Source organism: Bacteroidota bacterium (assembly GCA_016715945.1).
Classification (GTDB): Bacteria; Bacteroidota; Bacteroidia; order Bacteroidales; family F082; genus JALNZU01.
Genome location: JADJXJ010000001.1, coordinates 2,131,379 through 2,151,178, shown reverse-complemented (window position 1 = coordinate 2,151,178; position 19,800 = coordinate 2,131,379). Strand labels below are relative to the sequence as shown.

The window sequence follows — 19,800 nt, the reverse complement described above, 5'->3', positions numbered from 1 at the left end:
GTTAGGTTAAACTATTCGTTCACAATGCTATAGTGAAGCAAAAGCTTCAAGGGTTGCAGGGTGTCGGTAGCGGGGTGTGTGCCATTGATTACCCAACGGTGGGGCCGTGATGAGGCGCCGATTGAAAACAGGAAAAGGCCGTGATCAGTCTTATTGGCGCCTCGCAGCACCTTGTCCTGCACATACCTCGTGAGCCGGAACTGAACTGTGTTGGCCTTTTTGTTGTGTGTGCCTCCGAAGTAATTGTTTCCCTCGAGCTGGTCCTTGAGTATGGAATAAGAGCCATCGCCATTGGCTTGCACCAGGGCAAAGTTGGCAGGTGCAAAAAATATGGTAGTATCGAGCTCTTTGCCATTGAGCAGCAGCCTGGCTTCGTTGATGACAATTTTCTGGTCAGGGCTTTTTTTGAGGTGGGCGAGTGTGGGAAAACGAAGTTTGGTTTTCACTCCGCCCATACCCTGAACATAAAGTGTTTGTCGCCCGAGCATGGTGTCGCCTTCAATAACCTGTTGCCTGAATTCGGGCGAAGCATTGGCGTAGTTGTAGTGGTTGAATACATTATAGCGGGCTTCGTCGCTGGTAATCAGAAACTCATAGCGAAGCGAATCCTGCTCGTCGTTGCGGTAATAAATGGTCAGGCGCGACAGGTTGCTCGGAAGATCGAAGCCCAGGATTGCTCCGCCGGAGTTGAGCGGCTCGGCAGTGACATAAAGGCCTTTGAAGAAATTCTGAAACCTGGTGACCGATGAAAGGTTATTCTCGCCGGCGGTGAGCAGTTTGTTGCCCAGGGCTGGCGAAACATCGCTTAGACGAATGCGCACAATGGGTGCAAGGGTATCGCCCTGCCAGACTACCCGGCTTTTGGGACGGGGAGTAAAGCTGAAGTTGGCAAAATCGAAGCTGTTGTATTCCTTAACCTGATTTGAATAATAGGCTGAATCGTAATGGAGCTTCTCCATGACTTCATAAACCCTGACCTGCTGCATGGTTGTGGTGTCGCCATAGAAACCGGAGTAGGCCAGCTGCAGCACCAGCGAGTCGAGCTGGGGATTTGTGCCAAAGTTGTGGCTGGCTGTGGAGAGGCTGATCTGGGTGAAAAATCCTGCGGTTGAGGTACCGAACACCGGGTCGAAAATGCTGCCCAGCAAAGCGGTTTCCGGCTCGTCGGTACGCAGCGAATCTTCGATGATGCTGTAGGCTACCACACTGATGGTATCCGTAAACATCGGGCTGATCAGCCCGTCGTCGGGAATCAGGTCGGCGCCGATTTCGCCAGGTCGTTTTGTGCAGGAAAAGAGCGTGGCAAGACAAAGGAGCATTGCTCCGGCAAATAATGCAGGTTTTTTCAATGGGAGGATTTTCAACATGCAGTGATTCGTTTTTACTTCTTCAAACCTAGCAGGCTGTCGTAGAATTGGTTGTAGGCATCGATATATCCCTCTTCAGTATGATGAAGCAGGGGTTTCTTTTTCTCGGTGGCAAACTCAACCAGCTCGGGCAAGACCTGTTCGCCGGCAACGATAACGGCATCCGAATATTCGATGGCGGCTTTGGTCAGGTTAACGTAGTTAGGCTCTTTAAAGTATTTGAGGTCTTTGGGGCCAATGCCCGGAAGCTTGAGTTTTTTGTCGAAGTTCGGGCGGAAACTTTCAGTAAAATGGTCATCATAAAGAGAATACACCACTTTTACATCGCTGAACAGCGGACTGTCCTTGTAGGCTTTTTTTATGTAAAGGGGCACGAGGGCCGACATCCATCCGTGGCAATGAATCAGGTTAGGTTGCCATCCAAGTTTTTTCACTGTTTCAATTACGCCGCGCGAAAAGAAAATGGTGCGCTCATCATTGTCGTCGAAAAAGTGACCGTTTTTGTCGGTGATGGTGAATTTTCGGTGGAAGAAGTCCTCATTATCAATGAAATAGACCTGCATTCTGGCTTGTTGAATAGAAGCTACCTTGATAATGAGTGGATGATCTGTATCGTTGATAATGAGGTTCATGCCCGAAAGGCGTATGACCTCGTGCAATTGGTTGCGCCGTTCGTTGATGTTGCCGAAACGCGGCATAAATGTCCTGATTTCTTTGCCTCGCTCCTGAATGCCCTGTGGAAGCCGACGACCAATATTGCTGATCTGACATTCCTTCACAAAAGGCGTGATGTATTGCGCAACAAAGAGAACTCTTGGTTTTTCCATTCGTTTCGTTTAAGAATGCCCTGAATACAAACTACAAAAGTAATATAAAAAGAGTCCTTCACCAAACACTAAGTTTTGGCGTGAACTCCGGATATTTTTGCCAGTAAATGACCTTTACGGGCAAATTGTGATTAAGGTATTGTTTGTCAGCCCCTTACAAACAAAGCCTTGATAATATCCCAGGCCATTCTCGGATTTTCTTTCAGCCTTCGTGTGGAATAGGCAAACCACTGCTCACCAAAAGGCACATAGATGCGCATGCGGTGTCCGGCTTCGACTATGCTGTTGCGCAATTGGGGAGTGACCCCGTAAAGCATCTGAAACTCATATTTTTCGCGGGGAACCTTGTATTTTTCTATCAACCTGTAGGCGCCTTCCACCAGCGGCTTGTCGTGCGTGGCAATGCCGGGATAAATGCCATGGCTAAACATAAACTCAAGGTCTTCGAGAAAATGTTCGTTGATTTCGTGATACTTTTTGTATGCAATATGCTCAGGCTCAACATAGATGCCTTTGCACAACCTGAAATTCAAGGGAGTTTCGGGAGTGTGCAGGTCGAGCATGTTGTGCAAATCGCTCAGCGTACGCTTCAGATAGGCCTGAACCACCAATCCCACATTGTTCGGAAATTCGGCTTTCAGCCTGCGAAAGAGTTCTATCTCGAGGTCAACACACTGCGAGTCTTCCATGTCGATCCGGATAAAGTTGTTGTAGCTGGCAGCCTTGGCAACAATCTCGCGGATGTTGGCATAGCACACCTCTTTGTCGATGAGCAGACCAAACATGGTAGGCTTGAGCGAATAGTTGCCGTTGATGTTGTGGCGCTGGATGGTGTCGATGATATCGAGGTATTCCTTTTTATTTTGCTCGGCCTGGCTAAGTTCGGTGATAAATTCGCCCAGGAGGTCGATAGTCACCATCATCCCTTTGGAATTCAGTTCTTTGCTTATCCTGATGGCATCTTCGATGCGCCTGCCGGCGATGTAGCGTTTAGAAAACAACCACACCAGGTCGCGTGGCATGTAGGGCAGCATCGAAGCAATGATCTTATTTAACCACATCATAGTTCTTAATTTTCTGATTTTAGGTTGCGAAATTAGCAAATCACATCTTATTGTTACAGATTTCACAAACAAAAATTAAAACGATTGCGTTCATGGATTTTTGCCTGAATTCAGGATGTGCGAAACTGGCAGTTTTGGCCTGTTGGAGCGCTGAAACAGCCGGAATGGCGCCAGGTGCAGGAAGTGTCTGAACAGGATGGTAAGTACAGAATAGCCACAGCTTCAATAAATTCGCTGCATTTTGATATACAAGCAGAAATGCCTATCTTTGCCGCCCGATTTTTTGGAGCAATTCAGTGAAATACGAAAGGGAATTCATCTTGCCACTCACAGGGAGCAGCCTGGGGCCGAAGACTTACGACTTCGACCTGGGTAGCGAATTCCTTGCATTCAGTCAGTTTCCGGAGGCTGAGTCCGGCGAGGTGCACCTGAGCCTTGTGCTCGACAAGCAGCCGGCATTCATTGCCATGGAATTCAATTACAAAGGCTGGTTGAAGCTGAATTGCGACCGTTGTGCTGAGGATTACATACAGCCAATCAACGGAACTTTCAGGTATCTGCTCAAATATGGCGATCACCTGGAGGAGGAATCGGAAGATGTAATGCTCATCCCCAGGGATTTGCATGAATATGATGTATTCCAGCTGGTTTATGAGTACCTGATGTTGCTCGTTCCCATGCGCAAGGTACATTTGCCCGATGCCCACGGCCAGGCTACCTGCAATCCGGAGGTTCTGGCCCTGCTCGAACGGCTGAAGCCCGAAGCCTCGGTTGACCCCCGTTGGAGCCAGCTGCAATCGCTCATCAAGCCTGATGAAGAACCACAGACAAACTGATTAATTAATCCAAAAAACTAAAAAGCCATGCCACATCCAAAACGGAGACATTCTGCAACCAGAAGAGATAAACGCAGAACACACGACAAAGCTCAGATGCCTCAGCTTGCCAAATGTCCGACTACAGGCACCATCCATGTTTACCACAGGGCATATTACGTGGACGGCGATCTGTATTACAAGGGCAAGCTGGTAATGGAAGGCGCCAAAGCCTGATATTTGCCCGGTTGAACAATCCGTTTACAACTAGGTAATGCGACTGGGCCTCGATGTTTTTGGGGGCGATTTTGCTCCGGCATCCCCTTTGGAAGGCCTGAAACTGCTTGCGCCCGAACTGCGCGAGGGTTGTACCCTTGTACTTTTCGGTGATGAGCAGCAGATCAAAGATGGCCTGCGCGACATGCCGCCGCACAATGGCAGCATCGAAATTGTGCATTGCACCGAGGTCATCACCATGGCCGATAAGCCCATCAAAGCATTTAAAGCCAAGCAAAATTCTTCTATCGTCAAGGGCTTTGAGTGGCTCATAAAAGGAGAGATAGATGCGTTTGCGAGTGCCGGAAACAGTGGTGCCATGTTTGTGGGAGCCACCAGTGTCATGGGTACCATTCCCGGAATCATCCGGCCTGCCAGCCTTGTACCCATACCTAAACTAAACGGCACCTACAAGATTATTCTCGATGTGGGAACCAACCCCGATGCCCGGGCCGACGTACTTTATCAGTATGGTTTTCTGGGCTCAATTTATGCATCGGTGGTCATGGGTATTGACAACCCAAGGGTGGCCTTGCTCAACATAGGCGAAGAGGAAAAAAAGGGAAATCTGCTTGTGCAATCCGCATGGCAGATGATGAAAGACACCAACGACTTCAACTTTGTTGGCAATGTGGAAGGCCGCGACCTGTTCAACGACAAAGCCGATGTGGTTGTTTGCGATGGTTTCACCGGCAACATTGTCATCAAACAGTTGCAGGCAATCTACCGCATCATGGAAAAGCGCGGCCTGCTCGACGATTTTTTTTCGCGATTCAATTACGAGAATTACGGAGGAACTCCGATCATCGGCATAAACGGGCATGTCATCATCGGGCACGGCATCAGCAGTCCGCTCGCCATTAAAAACATGATGCTGCTTTCGAGGGAGGTGGCCGAATCGCGTCTGAGTGATAAAATCAAAGATGCCATGGAAAACTTTGGCATCCAGAAGTTTGAATGGACCAACTTTTGACAATGGAGAAGAAAATCTATGCTGCCGTAACAGGCATTCATGCCTGGGTGCCCGAAGATCTGCTCACCAATGCCGACCTTGAAAAAATGGTGGATACCACCGACGAGTGGATTGTCACCCGTACAGGCATCAGGGAGCGACACATACTGAAAGGCGAAGGCAAAGGAACCTCGGTGATTGGCACTGCTGCCGTAAAAGGCTTGCTCGAAAAAACTGGCACTTCGCCAGATGAGGTAGATATGCTCATTTGCGCCACAGTTACCCCCGATATGCTTTTCCCGGCAACGGCCAACATCATCAGCCACAATTGTGGCATCAAAAACGCTTTCAGTTACGACCTCAATGCGGCCTGTTCGGGCTTTATCTATGCCCTGGTTACCGCCTCAAAGTTCATCGAGAGTGGTACCTACAAAAAGATCGTTGTGGTAGGCGCGGATAAGATGTCGGCTATTGTTGACTATACCGACCGTGCCACCTGTGTTATTTTTGGTGACGGGGGAGGGGCTGTGCTGCTTGAGCCTTCTGCCGAACCCGTCGGGGTGATGGATGCCATGCTGCAATCGGATGGATCGGGCATGACGCACCTGCACATGAAGGCTGGGGGGTCGGTTAAGCCGCCATCGCATCAGACCGTTGATGCACGCGAGCATTTTGTCTATCAGGAAGGCCAGGCAGTATTCAAATTTGCTGTAACCAATATGGCCGATGTTGCTGCAGCAGTGGTCGAACGCAACGGACTGCAACCCGAGGATATTGCTTACCTGGTGCCACATCAGGCCAATCTGCGAATCATCGACGCCACAGCAAGGCGCGTCGGATTGCCGGCCGAAAAGGTGATGGTGAATATTGAACGCTACGGAAATACTACCAACGGAACCATTCCCATCTGTTTGTATGAGTGGGAAAACAAGCTCCGCAAAGGCGACAACCTCATCCTTGCCGCTTTCGGCGGTGGATTTACCTGGGGTTCGGTATGGCTGAAGTGGGCCTACGACCCCAAATAAACCCGGGTAACTACTTATGATATCAATAGCCTCCACACAAGGAGGCTTTTTTGTTTTAGAAAAAATAGTACCCGGCTTCGACGGTCTTGTTATACCTTTGGCGAAAACTACCCTCCATGCGTCAGTTTTTGTTTTCAATGCTGCTGTTCATGCTGGTTTATCCGGCAAATGCGCAAACGCTCAATCCCACAGTGACCGGCGAAAATATGCTGTGTCCTGAGGGCACGGGTGTGGTAAGTACACAGGTTTTCGACACGTATCAGTGGCACCGGCGATATTTAGGCAGTTCTCAGACACAGTCCTTGCCCGGGCAGGTGTTTCAGCAACTGGTGATGGATTACCACAATTTTGCTGCCTCCTATGTGTCGGTCACTGTGACGCAGGGCGGACAAACCGCTACCTCGCCGGAGTTTTTGTGGACGGGTATGTTTTTTGCCCCCTTTTGTCATCATCGATGGCACGTTTTCCATTGGCCCCGAAGGCGAGATTGTCTGGTGCCCTGGCGATAGCCTGAGCTTCGAGCTGGGAATGCCCTACAACACCAATATCACCTGGTATCGCAACGGGCAGCCCATTCCCGGAGCAGTTTCGAATGTGCTCAAAGTGACTCAGGACGGTTCGTACAGCGTCAGCGCAGCCCCTGAGGTCTGTCCGGATTATATCCAATGGCTTGGGGTGCCACTTGAGGGTGATTTACTGTACAACAGGGATCGGCGGAAAGCTTGTTTCAGGCATACGGCTTGTAGACAAGGGTGATGCGGTGTATCTCATGCAAGATGGCGATGCACTATGTGATCAGAGGCCTTATCGCATTTTCGATGGCATGGGCAGGTTGCTTGGCGCAGGGCTTGTGGATGCCGGCCGGATTCCGGTTGCCGGTTTGCCCCCGGGTTTGTTGATTATTCACACTGATGGTTTTCCGGCGTTTCGATTCATAAAAAACAGGTGAGTTATGGCGGTCAAGGGCAGGTATTGTTACGACTATCCCCGTCCGGCAGTGACGGTTGATGCAGTGGTATTTTACATCTCGGATACAGGCAACATCGAAGTCCTGCTGATCCGCCGGAGCAATCCGCCGTTCGAGGGTGCCTGGGCATTTCCGGGTGGTTTTGTGGATGAGAATGAGACTGTGGAGCAGGCCGTTCAGCGTGAGACGGCCGAAGAAACAGGAGTCGTACACGACGGTTTTGAGCTTTTCGGGGTGTACAGCAAGCCCGACCGCGACCCGAGGCACCGGACTATTACCGTTGTGTTCATGTCGCTTCTGGGCTTCAAACCTCAGCCTCTGGCAGGAGATGATGCGGCCAGGGCTGCCTGGTTTGGCATTGATGCCTTGCCCGAGATGGCATTCGACCACAGGGACATCCTGGAAGACGTATTGGCCTCATTTCACGAGGAATAGAATTATGTGCGGACGATTTCAGCTTTCGGTGAAAGGAAAGGAAATTTCGGAAAGGTTTATGACCGAACTTTTCGATGAGTTGCACCGTCCACAAGGCGATGGAAAAGCGGTGCCAAAAGGTTACAATTGTGCTCCCACACAATGGCTTCCTGTGATCAGCAACAGCAACCCTCATCGCATCAGTCATTACCGCTGGGGGCTGGTGCCATCGTGGGCAAAAGATATGTGGGGGGCTGCCCGAATGATCAACAGCAGAGCCGAAACAGTGCAGGAAAAACCGGCTTTCAGGCAGGCTTTCCGGCAACGGAGATGCCTGGTGCCGGCCAATGGATTTTATGAGTGGAAAAAGGAAACCGGGCAGCCCTACCGCATCTTTCTGAAAAATGAACCCATCTTTGCCATGGCAGGCATCTGGGAAGTATGGAAATCCCCGAATGGTGAACTTATCCACACCTTCTCCATTCTGACCACGCAGGCCAACGGGCTGATGGAGGGCATACATCACCGCATGCCGGTAATATTGAAGCCCGGCAATGAACAAACATGGCTTCAGTCGGACGACGAAGCGCAGCTGCTGGATCTGTTATGTCCGTATCCCGGTGAAGAAATGGATATGTACCCGGTATCACGCGCAGTGAACAATGTGCGCAACGATGATGAACGTCTCATCATGCCGGAGCCCTTGCAGCCGACACTATTCGGCTGATCAGGCCTGCATTTGCTTTACCATCAGCGCCTGAGGAGTTTTAAGGACTGTATCCTGCGGCTTCCTGAAATGCGAACCAGGTAAATGCCCGGTTGCAATGTTTCGCCGGGGATATGGATGGTGTTTCGGCCAGCCTGAACCACCGGTTCGGAAGTCCACATCAGTTTGCCCGACAAATCATACAGCTGCACCTCAGCCGATTCGCCGGCACCAAGGTAGATTGAAAGTTGTGAGCTGGCGGTGGTCGGGTTGGGAGCCAATGTTGCAAGGTAAGGATTCGGATCTGTTTCGTTGATGCCCAGCACTTTATCAACACGAAGCTTTAAGGTCACAGGCAGGTGGTCGGAAAAGTTAAACAGGGCGTCGGCAACATTGGCAGGCACCGACAGGTTTTGGGGTGCGGAGTTGACGGCATTGTTAAAGCGTTGGCCGTCCTGGCCGACTGCCTTGTAAGTATCCTGAATGTAACGCACCTTGCGTGTGCCAAACCGTATTTCGTCCGAAATCAGGATGAAATCGAAGCGATCGTCGAGCCCACCTCCCGATTTGCAGTCGCCCGAAACCACATTGGTGCTTTGGGTATGCACGGCGGCATAAAACGCGTTGTTGTTCCAATCGCCCATCTGACCCACAGGGTCAAGAAACCTGGCCTGGACGCTGGCCGGATAATTGATCATGGTCTGAAATGCCGGTTCCGAGGCAGTGTACAGGTTAAAATCGCCCATGAACATCACATTTTCGTTGGCAAACCTGTTTTCAACAAAACGCATCACATTTTCAGCCATGATTTTGCGGGAGTTGGCATCCGAGGTGGTGTTTCCGGCTTTAAGGTGTGCCACAATGCAAACAATGAAAGAGGTGTCGCCCTGTGCCAGATCGTTCGATTTATAATACAGCTCGTACACATCTATGTCGCGAAGCACGTTTTGTGCGGTGTATTGGGCTTTGAGCGCAAGTTTGCGGTTGTCGAAGAAAATCATGTTAACGATGTTCGAGTTGGCAGTGTTGCGCAACTGCGCCTTGCTGTACTTTCCTGTGCCACCGGCATTGAGCACATTGTTGAGCAGGTGCTCATGAATGGGTGCATCTTTCGAAAGTTCGTTTACTGTGAATATGTCGGGCTTGACAAAGTCGAGGATGGTGCGCAGGTGAGGGTCTTTCATGGCGAGGCTGTTGTTGCTGTTGTTGCAAAAGCCTGTGATTTCGCCATAATAGAGCAGGTTGTACTGCATCACGGTCAGGGTGTCCTGAGTTTGGGCAGTAAAACGGATAAGAAAAGTAAGAAGGAGAAGTGAGTAGAATCGGATCATATCTGAGAGTTTGGCCAAAGTTATGGATTTGGCGCATTGCGTCAGGCATTGCGTCAAGTATAGGTATGATCAGGCCCGTATCAGGCAGCCGGATGTGGCAAAATCAGCCTTTTTTGGGGAGGGTGAAGGCAAATACGGTTCCTTTTCCAAGTTTGCTGCGCACCCTGATGCTCTGCCCATGCGCTTCGATGATATGTTTCACGATGGCCAGACCGAGACCGCTTCCGCCATGGTCGCGCGAGCGTCCTTTGTCGGTGCGGTAAAAACGCTCGAAAATCCGCGGTAAACTTTCTTCGGGGATGCCCGGGCCATTGTCTTTGACTTCGATGAGGTAGTGCTCATCCATGTCGAAAAACCTCACAAGGATTTGGTTCTCAGGCTTATCACCGTATTTAACGGCGTTTTCAATCAGGTTGATCAACACCTGGCGGATGCGTTTTTTGTCGGCATAAACCATGAGGGGACGTTGGAGCTCGTTGCTGATGGTAATCACCGCATTGTTTTTTCGTGCCTTCATCTCGAGGAATTCTGCCACATCGCGGGCAAGCTCGGCAATGTCGAACGAAATCAGGTTGAGTTTGAGTTCACCCGACTCGAGCTTGGAGATTTCTTCAAGGTCTTCCACAATGGCAATCAACCGGTTGATGCTCTTTTCGGTGCGCAGAAGGTAGTCTTTGTTGATGTTCGGGTCTTCGAGTCCGCCATCCAGCAGGGTGAGCACATAGCCCTGGATATTAAAGATGGGCGTTTTAAGCTCGTGCGAGATATTTCCCAGGAATTCGCGCCGGTAAGCAGCCATTTTCCTCAGCTCTTCGATTTCCAGTTTCTGGCGTGCACTCCATTCTATCACGGCTTCCCTGATGCCTTCGATGGAACCGGTTTGAACGTTGTTGCTGGTCGATTTCGATTCCACTCTCGACTTGAAGCCGGGTATGGCTTTGTATATCAGCCTGATTTTCTTATAGATGAAATTGTCAATAAACCTGAAGCTCACCAGGTAAGAGAGTGCGAATATCAATAAGGCAATGCCGGCGGCAAGCCACATGTTGAGGCTGATGCCGGTGAAAACAACGGTCAGAAGCACAGCAAGCAGTATAAAAGCTACAACTGCAGCCGAGTTCAGAGCTACTTTGCGGGTTTCGTGATAACTGCCAGGCATGCGGACAAATCAGTCCTCAAATTTATAACCTACGCCTTTGACTGTGCGAATGTTTTCGAGACCGATTTTTTCTCTGATTTTCCGGATGTGTACATCAATAGTGCGGTCGCCTACAATCACGTTATCGCCCCACACTTTGCTGAAGATTTCTTCACGGGTGAATACTTTGTTGGGTTTGGAGGCCAACAGGCGCAGCAGTTCGAACTCTTTTTTGGGAAGCACAATTTCCTGTCCGCGGTTGATAACCACGAAGCGTTCGGAATCGATGATAAAGTCTTTGACCTGCAATGTTTCGGTCACAGGTTCGGATTGCGCATCCTGCAGGCGTCGGAGAAGCGCTTTCAGCCTGCTGATCAGCAGTTTAGGCTTGATGGGTTTGGTCACATAATCGTCGGCTCCGGCCTCGAAACCCGAGATCTGGGAGTAGTCTTCACCCCTGGCCGTCAGAAAAACAATGAAAGTATTTTTGAGCGAGGGAATTTTTTTGAGTTCTTCACAGGTTTCGATGCCATCCATGCCGGGCATCATCACATCGAGCACAATAAGGTGTGGGTTTTCTGCCTTTGCTTTATTGATGGCATCGTGCCCGTTGGTGCACGTACTCACCTGAAAGCCTTCGCGCTTGAGGTTGTAGCTGAGAAATTCTAAAACATCGGCCTCGTCGTCAACGAGCAGGATACGGTATTTGGAAAAATCCATCTGATTGAATGATAAGCATTTAAACCCGTGCCAAAGGTAGCGTATACCCGGCAAACCAATGTTAAATTTAAGTAAACTTTAATTTGTATCCTTTGCGGGTACAACGAAAGGATCACTGCAGATGCAATACAAATGAATGCTGTCGGAAACAAGTTTGATGCATCTTTGTTAGTAAAAAAAACGTATGTCAAGGAATGTATTTGGGGAAGCGCTGATCAGCTGTAGCTTGGATCCGCTAACAGGTTTTTATCGTGATGGATGTTGCAACACCGGGGAGGAAGACAGGGGTTTGCATACAGTTTGTGCCGTAATGACGGATGAGTTTCTCGAATTCAGCCGCAGCATGGGCAACGACCTGATCACCCCACAGCCGATATTCAGGTTTCCGGGGCTCAAAGCCGGCGACCGGTGGTGCCTGTGTGCGCTGCGTTGGGTTGAGGCCTGGCGCGCCGGTAAGGCGCCTTTGGTGGTGCTTGAGGCTACCCACGAAAAAACATTAGACTATGTTCCGCTCGAAGAGCTTGTAAAATATGCCTGGAAGACAGAGAAATAATAAATCTTTCGGACAAAAGCCCGTGCAAAGTGTGGCTGTGATCGGCGCAGGTGTTGGCGGCCTGGGCACAGCCATCAGACTGGCTGCCCGAGGCTTTCGTGTGACTGTCTTCGAAGCAAACTCGTATCCCGGAGGAAAGCTAACACAAATTCGCCTTGGCGACTACCGCTTCGATGCCGGCCCTTCGCTGTTCACCATGCCTGAATATGTGGAAGAGTTGTTTCAACTTGCCGGACGCAAGGTGGATGATTACTTTGGTTATGAGCGCGAAAGCGAGTCGGGGAGGTATTTCTGGAACGATGGAACAAGGCTGGTGGCCCATGCCGACCTGCAGACCTTCGTGCGCGAGGTGGAACAGGCATTGGGCGTTGAAGCACCGAGGACGCTGAGGCGGTTTCGCAGAAGCGAGCAAATGTACCAGCTTGCCGGGCGCATCTTCCTGCACAACCCGCTCAACAAACTCTCGACCTGGCTCAACCGTGATGTGGCCAAAGCCCTTTTGCACATCCACCGGATGGGCATCGTGCGCAGCATGCACAGCGAGAACCAAAAAATCCTGCGCCATCCCAAACTGGTTCAGCTTTTCGACCGGTACGCCACCTACAACGGTTCCAGTCCATACAAAGCCCCCGCTGCCCTGAACGTCATCCCGCATCTCGAGCACAGCCTCGGCACCTATATTCCAAAAAAGGGGATGCATCAGATCACCGAAAGCCTCTACACGCTGGCTTTGGAGCTTGGTGTGAAATTCCGTTTCGGAGAGCGTGTGGAAAAGATTGTCCACCAGGCAGGTAAAGTCACCGGCATCATTACCGCGACCGGACAATTCGATGCCGATCTTGTGGTGTCCGACATGGATGTGATGCTCACCTACAGGCGTTTGCTTACCGACATTCCGGCACCGGAATTTATCCTGCGTCAGGAGCGTTCCACTTCTGCGCTGATATTCTACTGGGGAATCCGCCGCAACTTCCCTGAGCTGGGACTGCACAATGTGTTCTTTGGCGACGATTACAAGGGCGAGTTTGAGCGGCTTTTTTCGGGCATTGTACCCGACCCCGATCCCACAATTTATATCAGCGTAAGCTCAAAACGTGTTCCGCAGGATGCTCCCCCCGGTTGCGAGAACTGGTTTGTGATGCTCAACGTGCCTCCGCACCGGCAGGCGTTCGACTGGAATAAGCTTATCCCGCAATACCGTACCATCGTCCTGCAAAAGTTGAGCAAGGTGTTGAAAACCAATATCGAACCCCTGGTTGAAGTTGAAGACACCCTGAGTCCGCTCGATATCGAGCTGCGCACCAGCTCATTTGGAGGCTCGCTCTATGGCAACAGTTCGAACAATCGCTTCGCGGCATTCTTAAGACATGCCAACAACAGCCGCCGGCTAAAAAACCTTTATTTCTGTGGTGGAAGTGTGCATCCGGGCGGAGGCATTCCGCTCTGCCTGCTATCGGCCAAAATTGTGTCTGGTTTAATCCCTGATCCATGAAATATCTTTTTGCCAACAAATTCAGGATGAGCATGTTTCTGCTGCTGGCCGTGTATGCGGTGGGCTTCACGACCATACTGCTCGGGCATACCGACAGCCTCATGCTGCTCACCCCCTACAACCTGCTTTTTGCAAGCGCACTGCTCATTTACAATGCCGAAAATCCTGACCGTGCCTACGGCCTGTGGTTTTTTGTGTGTGCGCTTGCAGGATTCTTTATCGAAGCCATTGGCACGGCCACCGGCGTGATATTTGGCACTTATCATTACGGCAATGGTCTGGGTATCAAACTTCTGGATGTACCTTTGATGATTGGTATCAACTGGCCCGTGCTTGTGTATTCTACCTCGGCCATTCTGCTGCCTCTGGGGATGCATTGGGTAGTGCGTTCAATTTCAGGGGCTTTACTCATGGTGCTTTACGATTTCCTGCTCGAACCTGTGGCCATGCGCTTTGATTTCTGGGATTGGGATGGCGGAGTAGTGCCAGTGCAGAATTACCTGGCCTGGTTTGTTATCGGCTTGCTGATGCACCTTGGCGTTAATCGCTTCGTCAAGCCCCTGAAAAATAAAATTGCACTGTATGTGATTGTCATTCAGGCGCTATTCTTTGCAGTCCTGATCATCACCGAAGATCTCAGAATATTCTAATCTTTATTTACACATTTGATTATGAACCCAGTGTACCTTTACCTTGATCTGTTCACGATTTTTTTTCCGTTTGTGCTGAGTTTTGACCGCAAGGTGGCTTTTTACAAGCAGTGGAAATACCTGTTTCCGGCCATTGGCATCATGGGTGCGTTTTTCATTGCCAAAGACGTGTGGTATGCTGCCATGCAAATCTGGGGATTCAACGACAGGTACCTCATTGGCATCCGGTGGTTTGGTTTGCCCGTGGAAGAGTGGATGTTTTTTGTAGTGGTGCCTTATGCCATTGTATTTATCTATGCCTGCCTCAAGGCCTATCTGAAAACCGACCCCTTGCTGAAGATACATCGCCAGTTAGCAGTCGGAATCAGTGTTATGCTGATGGTGGTGGGGGTTGTTTATTACGACCGGCTCTATACCTCCATTATATTTATCCTTACGGCAGCATTGCTGCTTTATAATGTTTACCGCCGTCAGCCCTGGCTCAGTATGTTTATGTTGTCTTATTTCGTTTCGCTGATTCCTTTTTTGCTGGTCAATGGAATACTCACCGGCAGCTGGCTCGACGAACCTATTGTGTGGTACGACAACACGCATAACCTGGGCATCCGCATTTTTACCATACCCATCGAGGACACCGTGTATAACCTGATGATGTTTCTGATGACTGTGCAGTTGATGGAATGGTTCAGGACGAAATACTGACAAAAGCGTCTTGATATAAATCAAAAAAACTGCCGGATGATTCCCCATCCGGCAGTTTTTATTTCTCGCGTTCAGTTTTACTATTTGATTTCCACTTCGATCCATCTGCTTCGATCGGGTGGTGTTGGGGGGTTGATGCGGCGTACCGGGTTGCGTTCGAGTTCTTCGAGCAGCACTTTTACAGCCATTTCGATGCAGGCATCTTCGCCTTTTGCCATATGTTCGGGCCGGTCAACCACTTCAATATCAGGATAAACGCCAATACCCTCGATGATCCATTGCTCGTTTTCGTCGAAGATGCCGAATCGGGGCACGGAGATGTAGCCGCCATCAGCCAGGCGGGCGTTGCCCGAAATTCCGATGAGTCCGCCCCAGGTGCGCGTGCCGATCAGTTTGCCCAGCCCAAGTTTTTTAAAGAAATAGGGAAATGCGTCGCCACCCGAGCTTGAGTAGCCGTTTATCAGCATAACTTTTGGTCCGTCGTGGGCAATGCCGGGCGCCTTGCTGGGCAAAAGTCCGTTGCGGTGCCACCAGGTGAGGGTGCGGCGGTCTAGCAGGTCCACCATGCGGTCGGGTATGAAACCGCCCCCATTGTAGCGGTCGTCGATGATCAGGGCCTCCTTGTTGTGAAACGAATACATGCCGCGGAACAGTTCGCGGTTGCCGTCCTGGGCGGTGTTTGGCACATGGATGTATCCAATGCGTCCGCCAGAGAGCTTATCCACCATGGCCCGGCGCTCGAGCACCCAGTTGTAATACATCAGTTCGAGCTCGCTGCTGATGGTGCGCACGGTGCTGGTTCGTGCTTTGCTGCCCGAAGGATCGGTGCTCACAGTGATTTCAATTTCCTTGTCGGCAAGGTTCTCCAGAAACTTGTAGGGGTTGTCGTTGGCGGTGATGTTTTGCCCGTTGATGGCAATCAGGTAATCGCCTTCGCTGACGTTTACGCCGGGTTCGGTGAGTGGCGAACGGCGTGAGGGGTTCCAGTTTTCGCCCTGGTAGATTTTCATAATGCGGTGTCTTCCGGCTTTAAAATCAGCCTCAAGCGATGCGCCAAGCAATCCGCCCTCCACACGGTCGGGCCATTTGATGTCGCCCCAGTCCACATAGGCATGTCCGGCATTGACCTCCGAGACCAGTTCGTTCAGCACATAGTCGAGGTCGAAACGGCTGCCCACATGCGGCAGGAGTTTGGCATACTGTTCGCGCAGTGCAACCCAGTCGACCCCATGCAGATTGTCTACATAGAAATAATCCCTGAAGATACGCCACCCGTCCACGTAAAGCTGTTCCCATTCCTTGCGGGGTTCGATGCGCATGGTCATGTCGTCGAGATTCAGTTTGCCGCTACCGGCTTTCTGGTTGGGGGCAATTTTCACTATTCCGTAGTCGCTGCCCGATCGGTAGAGCATGGTCTTTCCGTCGGCTGATGGAATGGCGGTGGCTCCGCGGTCAAGAATTTCTTCCGCTTTTTGTTCCTGAATGTTGTAACGCATTATTTTTCCGTCGGCGGCATACAACAGCCCCCCTTCCACAGCTTCGATGATCCTGTAGTTGCCGGCAGGCATGGGCAGGGCTTCCACGCGGTTCGAAGCTCCCTGGAAATCAATCACCACTTTTGGGGTATTGGTTTCGCTTTTGTTTTCAGGGGTTTGGGCTTTGGGAGGTTCTTTCTTGTTTTTGTCTGATTTGTTTTCTGCCTGATTACGAATGGGTTCATTGTCTGTTCGGCTGGGACGCAGGCGGGTGCCGTCGTTGCGCAATGGCAGGGCATAAATGCGTGTAGCGTTATTGTACAGGTAGTCGAACTCGTAGCTCGAGAATGCAAGGTTGAAATCGCGGTTGCTGACGAAGAAGATAAATTTTCCGTCGCGGCTGAACACCGGACTGCGGTCGCCAAACTGGTCATCGGTGAGCTGGGTAGCTTTTCCTGTGGGGATGTGGTAAACCCAGACGGCTGCGTTGCCATTTTCGGATTCTTTGTGGTAGGTGACCCATTCCGAGTCGGGCGAAAAGGCGTACGACCTGATCTCGTTGAAGGTGGCACGGTCGATGGTGGTTTGCCTGCCGGTATTCACATCAAGCAGCAGAAGTTGCAGGGTGCGGTCGCTGTAAACCAGGTATTTACTGTCGGGAGACCACACGGCCTCGTATTTCCACGCTTTCGAACCGGAGGTGAGCTGGCGGGGTGTTGCGCCTTTTTTGTTTTCCAGCAGATATACCTCGTATTCTCCTGTGGCATCGCTGTAGTAGGCAATGTAGCGTCCGTCGGGCGACCATACGGGGAAGATTTCGCGTATGCCCGGGGTGTTGGTCAGATTTTCTATCTGTCCGTGCTCGGCAGGAACGCTGAAGATATCGCCCCGGGCATCGAACAGGGCTCTTTTGCCGCTGGGCGACAGGCTGAAGCTGTGAATATTGTCTTTGACGTTTTTAAAGTAAGGCACCAGGTTGGGGTTGTCGTACCTGATGTTGACCTTAACGCGCTTGTTTTCACCTGTATTCAGGTTGAGCAGCCATAGCTCACCACCGTTTTCGTAGGCAATCTGACCGTTTTTGCCCGATGGCCACATCACATCGAAATCTTTGTGAAAGGTGAGTTGCTGGATGTTTCTGGTGGTCAGGTCGTAACTGTAAATGTTCAGCTTGAGGTCGCGGTCGCTGGCAAAATATATTTTGTTGCCATGCCAAACCGGCCATTGGTCGCTGCCCAACCATTTGGTGATTTGTTCAGAGCTGTTGTTTTTCAGGTCGTAAATCCATAGCTCTGTGGCACGGCCGCCCTTGTAGCGCTTCCAGGTTCTGAATTCCCTGTCCACCGGGGTGAAGCAGATCTTGCTATCGTCGGGCGAAAGGGCTGCAAATCCGCCATTGAGTATAGGGAGTGGTTCTTCCATGCCACCTTCAATATCTACCAGAAAGTACCTGCCGTTGCGGTCGCCAAACGGGGTGCGGTTGCCCCTAAAGAGCACCTTTCTGCTGTCGGAAGTCCAGCCCAGTACCACATTGTCGAAACCACCGCGCGGAGGCATCACCCCAACCGAATTGTAGAAGGTGAGCTGTCTAGCCGGTCCGCCTTCGGCCGGCATCACCCAAACCTGACGGCTGCCGCTGTATTCGGCCGAGAAAGCAATCCATTTGCCGTCGGGCGAAATTTTTGGAAACAACTCATAGCCTTCGTGCGAGGTGAGCTTGCGGGCATCGCCACCCGTTGCCGGCACCGTCCATATGTCTCCGGCATACACAAAAGCAATAAGATTCTGATTTACATCGGGTTGGCGTATCAACCTGGCATCTTCACCGGCATGCACCAGAAAAGGAAAAAGCCACAAAGCCAGCAAAGCTGTTTTTTTGAGCAGATGATGTGTCATGTGTTCTCGAAATTTGACGGAAAAGTAGCGAAATTATGGGTTTTTACCGGAGGAATCAGGTAAAAGCACGTTTTGAATCAGCAGGCGGATACACCCCGGAAGTCTCCCGGCCGGAAAGGGCAGAGAAAATAAACTGAAGTCCCGAAAGGCTTAATTTTCAGCTCCGGCAATCAGGTCTTTGGCGTGAATGCACAGCACGGGGATGGGGGAGTGGTTGATCATTTGCTGCGCATACGGTCCGAGCCAGATGTTGGCTGTGGTGGTTTCCTGTTCGTCCATGATCGAGATCAGGTTGGCTTCTACCTTGATGGCATAGGCAATTGTGACATCGGTCAGGTTGTCAGCCTCAAGTTCAACCACAGTGTGTCGGATGTTGTTTTCCGACAGGTAGATTTTAACCTGGTTTACGTACTCCCTGACCACATCGCGCAGTTCAGCCAGGGGTGACGAAAACAGGGCCAGCACATGTATCTCGGCATCGTAATACCTGGCAATCAGCGCAGTAAACGGAACTTTCTGCCTGCTTTCGACGGTGCTGTCGATGGGCATCACGATGCGTCTGATGGTTTTATGCATGTCCACCCCACCCCGGATGGTGATGATGGGCCGTTCGGCGGCCGTTACGATGCGGTTGGCATTGCTGCCAATCCAAAACTCTTCGAAACCTGAGGCGCCATGGGTGCCCACCACGATGAGAAAGGCATCCACTTCGTCGGCAGCAGCGGTGATTTCCTTATACACCTTGCCTTTTCGTATCTGATAAAAGATTTTACCGTCGTTGAGCAGCGGCTGGCGCGACGATTTGAGGGTTTCGAAACGCCTGGTAGCTTCGTCAATAATCTGTTTTGGATCGACAGTGTAAATTTCTTTCCCGGTTTCCGGGCGGTTCACCCAAACCATCATCACGTCAGCCCCGGCGCGGTTGGCGATGTCGATGGCATGATCGAGGGCGTTGATGGAGCAATCCGAAAAATCGATGCCCACTACAATCACTTTTTTCATGGCTGTTGGTTTTGGTTTGTGAACTCGGATAATGGCGGCGGTTCGATGAGTTCTTTGGTGATGAAGGCCTGACTAAATATTTTGCTGATTTGCTGAAGTTTACCTTCGGCTTCGAGGCGGGTGCGGTAATCGCCCACCCTGACACGGTAGTAGGGCTGACCAAAACTCAGGTAAGTGCGGTCGTTGGGAAAAAACTCCTGGAAGCGGGCCATGGCAGCCTGGGCACGATCCACAGCGGCATTGCCCGACTCCATGAAGATCTGTATCCTGAAGCCTTCGATGGGCTGCAGCTGAGGGTTGTTGCGGCTGATTTTCAATAATGTATCGAGCTGGGGCGGGGCCGAAACCCTTACATTTCCCTGCTGGGCTTCAGCTGCAAAAGTCACCAAGCCAAGAATAACTGTGATAATCAGGCGCAACATCATAGG

Annotated in this window: 20 protein-coding genes; 11 read left to right on the top strand and 9 right to left on the bottom strand. The window is 50.9% G+C overall.

The features are described 5' to 3' along the window. Window positions 1–11: 11 nt before the first annotated feature. The 3 genes from IPM52_08315 to IPM52_08305 all read right to left on the bottom strand — a co-directional run bounded on the left by IPM52_08315 (window position 12) and on the right by IPM52_08305 (window position 3,216). Window positions 12–1,367: a DUF4270 domain-containing protein gene (locus tag IPM52_08315; protein ID MBK9291616.1), complete on the bottom strand. Its 1,356-nt coding sequence runs from the start codon at window positions 1,365–1,367 to the stop codon at window positions 12–14. 14 nt (window positions 1,368–1,381) lie between these two features. Further along, on the bottom strand, window positions 1,382–2,194 hold the full coding sequence (locus IPM52_08310) for a glycogen/starch synthase (GenBank protein ID MBK9291615.1): 813 nt from the start codon (window positions 2,192–2,194) through the stop codon (window positions 1,382–1,384). 146 nt (window positions 2,195–2,340) lie between these two features. Beyond that, a complete protein-coding gene (locus IPM52_08305) occupies window positions 2,341–3,216 on the bottom strand; it encodes a proline dehydrogenase family protein (GenBank protein ID MBK9291614.1) in 876 nt (291 codons plus the stop codon). Between the two features lie 338 nt (window positions 3,217–3,554). Here IPM52_08305 and IPM52_08300 point away from each other — a divergent pair, with 338 nt between their 5' ends. The 7 genes from IPM52_08300 to IPM52_08270 all read left to right on the top strand — a co-directional run bounded on the left by IPM52_08300 (window position 3,555) and on the right by IPM52_08270 (window position 8,434). Next, window positions 3,555–4,094, top strand: a complete 540-nt coding sequence (locus IPM52_08300; protein MBK9291613.1) for a DUF177 domain-containing protein — start codon at window positions 3,555–3,557, stop codon at window positions 4,092–4,094. 27 nt (window positions 4,095–4,121) lie between these two features. Then, window positions 4,122–4,310, top strand: coding sequence for a 50S ribosomal protein L32 (gene rpmF / locus IPM52_08295; protein MBK9291612.1), 189 nt, complete (start codon window positions 4,122–4,124; stop codon window positions 4,308–4,310). Between the two features lie 37 nt (window positions 4,311–4,347). Beyond that, complete coding sequence (locus IPM52_08290) at window positions 4,348–5,322, top strand: phosphate acyltransferase (GenBank protein ID MBK9291611.1); 975 nt, start codon at window positions 4,348–4,350, stop codon at window positions 5,320–5,322. 2 nt (window positions 5,323–5,324) lie between these two features. Beyond that, on the top strand, window positions 5,325–6,326 hold the full coding sequence (locus IPM52_08285; GenBank protein MBK9291610.1) for a ketoacyl-ACP synthase III: 1,002 nt from the start codon (window positions 5,325–5,327) through the stop codon (window positions 6,324–6,326). A 432-nt stretch (window positions 6,327–6,758) separates the two neighbouring features. Next, window positions 6,759–7,082, top strand: a complete 324-nt coding sequence (locus IPM52_08280; GenBank protein ID MBK9291609.1) for a hypothetical protein — start codon at window positions 6,759–6,761, stop codon at window positions 7,080–7,082. Window positions 7,083–7,278: 196 nt separating this feature from the next. After that, entirely contained in the window at window positions 7,279–7,728 is a 450-nt protein-coding gene (locus IPM52_08275) for an NUDIX hydrolase (GenBank protein ID MBK9291608.1), read from the top strand. 4 nt (window positions 7,729–7,732) lie between these two features. Then, window positions 7,733–8,434: an SOS response-associated peptidase gene (locus tag IPM52_08270; protein MBK9291607.1), complete on the top strand. Its 702-nt coding sequence runs from the start codon at window positions 7,733–7,735 to the stop codon at window positions 8,432–8,434. Window positions 8,435–8,457: 23 nt separating this feature from the next. Here IPM52_08270 and IPM52_08265 read toward each other — a convergent pair whose 3' ends face one another. The 3 genes from IPM52_08265 to IPM52_08255 all read right to left on the bottom strand — a co-directional run bounded on the left by IPM52_08265 (window position 8,458) and on the right by IPM52_08255 (window position 11,602). After that, complete coding sequence (locus IPM52_08265; GenBank protein ID MBK9291606.1) at window positions 8,458–9,744, bottom strand: T9SS type A sorting domain-containing protein; 1,287 nt, start codon at window positions 9,742–9,744, stop codon at window positions 8,458–8,460. Window positions 9,745–9,847: 103 nt separating this feature from the next. Beyond that, window positions 9,848–10,903 (bottom strand): sensor histidine kinase, encoded by a 1,056-nt coding sequence (locus tag IPM52_08260; GenBank protein MBK9291605.1) that lies wholly within the window; start codon window positions 10,901–10,903, stop codon window positions 9,848–9,850. Window positions 10,904–10,912: 9 nt separating this feature from the next. Further along, a complete protein-coding gene (locus IPM52_08255; protein ID MBK9291604.1) occupies window positions 10,913–11,602 on the bottom strand; it encodes a response regulator transcription factor in 690 nt (229 codons plus the stop codon). 184 nt (window positions 11,603–11,786) lie between these two features. Here IPM52_08255 and IPM52_08250 point away from each other — a divergent pair, with 184 nt between their 5' ends. Genes IPM52_08250 through IPM52_08235 form a run of 4 tightly spaced genes read left to right on the top strand, consistent with a single transcriptional unit; the run spans window position 11,787 to window position 14,999 of the window. Further along, window positions 11,787–12,155 carry a DUF2237 domain-containing protein gene (locus IPM52_08250; GenBank protein MBK9291603.1) on the top strand — a complete coding sequence of 123 codons (369 nt, stop codon included), beginning with the start codon at window positions 11,787–11,789 and terminating at the stop codon, window positions 12,153–12,155. Then, complete coding sequence (gene crtI / locus IPM52_08245; GenBank protein MBK9291602.1) at window positions 12,133–13,647, top strand: phytoene desaturase; 1,515 nt, start codon at window positions 12,133–12,135, stop codon at window positions 13,645–13,647. Before IPM52_08250 ends, crtI begins: the two co-directional genes overlap by 23 nt. Continuing rightward, window positions 13,644–14,297, top strand: coding sequence for a carotenoid biosynthesis protein (locus IPM52_08240; protein MBK9291601.1), 654 nt, complete (start codon window positions 13,644–13,646; stop codon window positions 14,295–14,297). Before crtI ends, IPM52_08240 begins: the two co-directional genes overlap by 4 nt. A gap of 21 nt (window positions 14,298–14,318) precedes the next feature. Beyond that, entirely contained in the window at window positions 14,319–14,999 is a 681-nt protein-coding gene (locus IPM52_08235; GenBank protein ID MBK9291600.1) for a lycopene cyclase domain-containing protein, read from the top strand. An 80-nt stretch (window positions 15,000–15,079) separates the two neighbouring features. Here IPM52_08235 and IPM52_08230 read toward each other — a convergent pair whose 3' ends face one another. The 3 genes from IPM52_08230 to IPM52_08220 form a co-directional block, all read right to left on the bottom strand. After that, a complete protein-coding gene (locus IPM52_08230) occupies window positions 15,080–18,370 on the bottom strand; it encodes a PD40 domain-containing protein (GenBank protein ID MBK9291599.1) in 3,291 nt (1,096 codons plus the stop codon). 150 nt (window positions 18,371–18,520) lie between these two features. Further along, the gene (locus IPM52_08225) at window positions 18,521–19,372 is read right to left on the bottom strand and encodes a universal stress protein (protein ID MBK9291598.1); all 852 of its coding nucleotides are present in this window, start codon (window positions 19,370–19,372) and stop codon (window positions 18,521–18,523) included. Next, on the bottom strand, window positions 19,369–19,797 hold the full coding sequence (locus IPM52_08220; GenBank protein MBK9291597.1) for an SPOR domain-containing protein: 429 nt from the start codon (window positions 19,795–19,797) through the stop codon (window positions 19,369–19,371). Before IPM52_08220 ends, IPM52_08225 begins: the two co-directional genes overlap by 4 nt. Window positions 19,798–19,800 lie beyond the last annotated feature (3 nt).

Coding starts and splice junctions, on each gene's coding strand:
- IPM52_08235 (MBK9291600.1), top strand. CDS start 14,319: ATGAACCCAGTGTACCTTTACCTTGATCTGTTCACGATTTTTTTTCCG.
- IPM52_08250 (MBK9291603.1), top strand. CDS start 11,787: ATGTCAAGGAATGTATTTGGGGAAGCGCTGATCAGCTGTAGCTTGGAT.
- IPM52_08230 (MBK9291599.1), bottom strand. CDS start 18,370: ATGACACATCATCTGCTCAAAAAAACAGCTTTGCTGGCTTTGTGGCTT.
- rpmF (MBK9291612.1), top strand. CDS start 4,122: ATGCCACATCCAAAACGGAGACATTCTGCAACCAGAAGAGATAAACGC.
- IPM52_08225 (MBK9291598.1), bottom strand. CDS start 19,372: ATGAAAAAAGTGATTGTAGTGGGCATCGATTTTTCGGATTGCTCCATC.
- IPM52_08310 (MBK9291615.1), bottom strand. CDS start 2,194: ATGGAAAAACCAAGAGTTCTCTTTGTTGCGCAATACATCACGCCTTTT.
- IPM52_08305 (MBK9291614.1), bottom strand. CDS start 3,216: ATGCCACGCGACCTGGTGTGGTTGTTTTCTAAACGCTACATCGCCGGC.
- IPM52_08290 (MBK9291611.1), top strand. CDS start 4,348: ATGCGACTGGGCCTCGATGTTTTTGGGGGCGATTTTGCTCCGGCATCC.
- IPM52_08285 (MBK9291610.1), top strand. CDS start 5,325: ATGGAGAAGAAAATCTATGCTGCCGTAACAGGCATTCATGCCTGGGTG.
- IPM52_08260 (MBK9291605.1), bottom strand. CDS start 10,903: ATGCCTGGCAGTTATCACGAAACCCGCAAAGTAGCTCTGAACTCGGCT.
- IPM52_08265 (MBK9291606.1), bottom strand. CDS start 9,744: ATGATCCGATTCTACTCACTTCTCCTTCTTACTTTTCTTATCCGTTTT.
- IPM52_08220 (MBK9291597.1), bottom strand. CDS start 19,797: ATGATGTTGCGCCTGATTATCACAGTTATTCTTGGCTTGGTGACTTTT.
- crtI (MBK9291602.1), top strand. CDS start 12,133: ATGCCTGGAAGACAGAGAAATAATAAATCTTTCGGACAAAAGCCCGTG.
- IPM52_08270 (MBK9291607.1), top strand. CDS start 7,733: ATGTGCGGACGATTTCAGCTTTCGGTGAAAGGAAAGGAAATTTCGGAA.
- IPM52_08240 (MBK9291601.1), top strand. CDS start 13,644: ATGAAATATCTTTTTGCCAACAAATTCAGGATGAGCATGTTTCTGCTG.
- IPM52_08275 (MBK9291608.1), top strand. CDS start 7,279: ATGGCGGTCAAGGGCAGGTATTGTTACGACTATCCCCGTCCGGCAGTG.
- IPM52_08315 (MBK9291616.1), bottom strand. CDS start 1,367: ATGTTGAAAATCCTCCCATTGAAAAAACCTGCATTATTTGCCGGAGCA.
- IPM52_08255 (MBK9291604.1), bottom strand. CDS start 11,602: ATGGATTTTTCCAAATACCGTATCCTGCTCGTTGACGACGAGGCCGAT.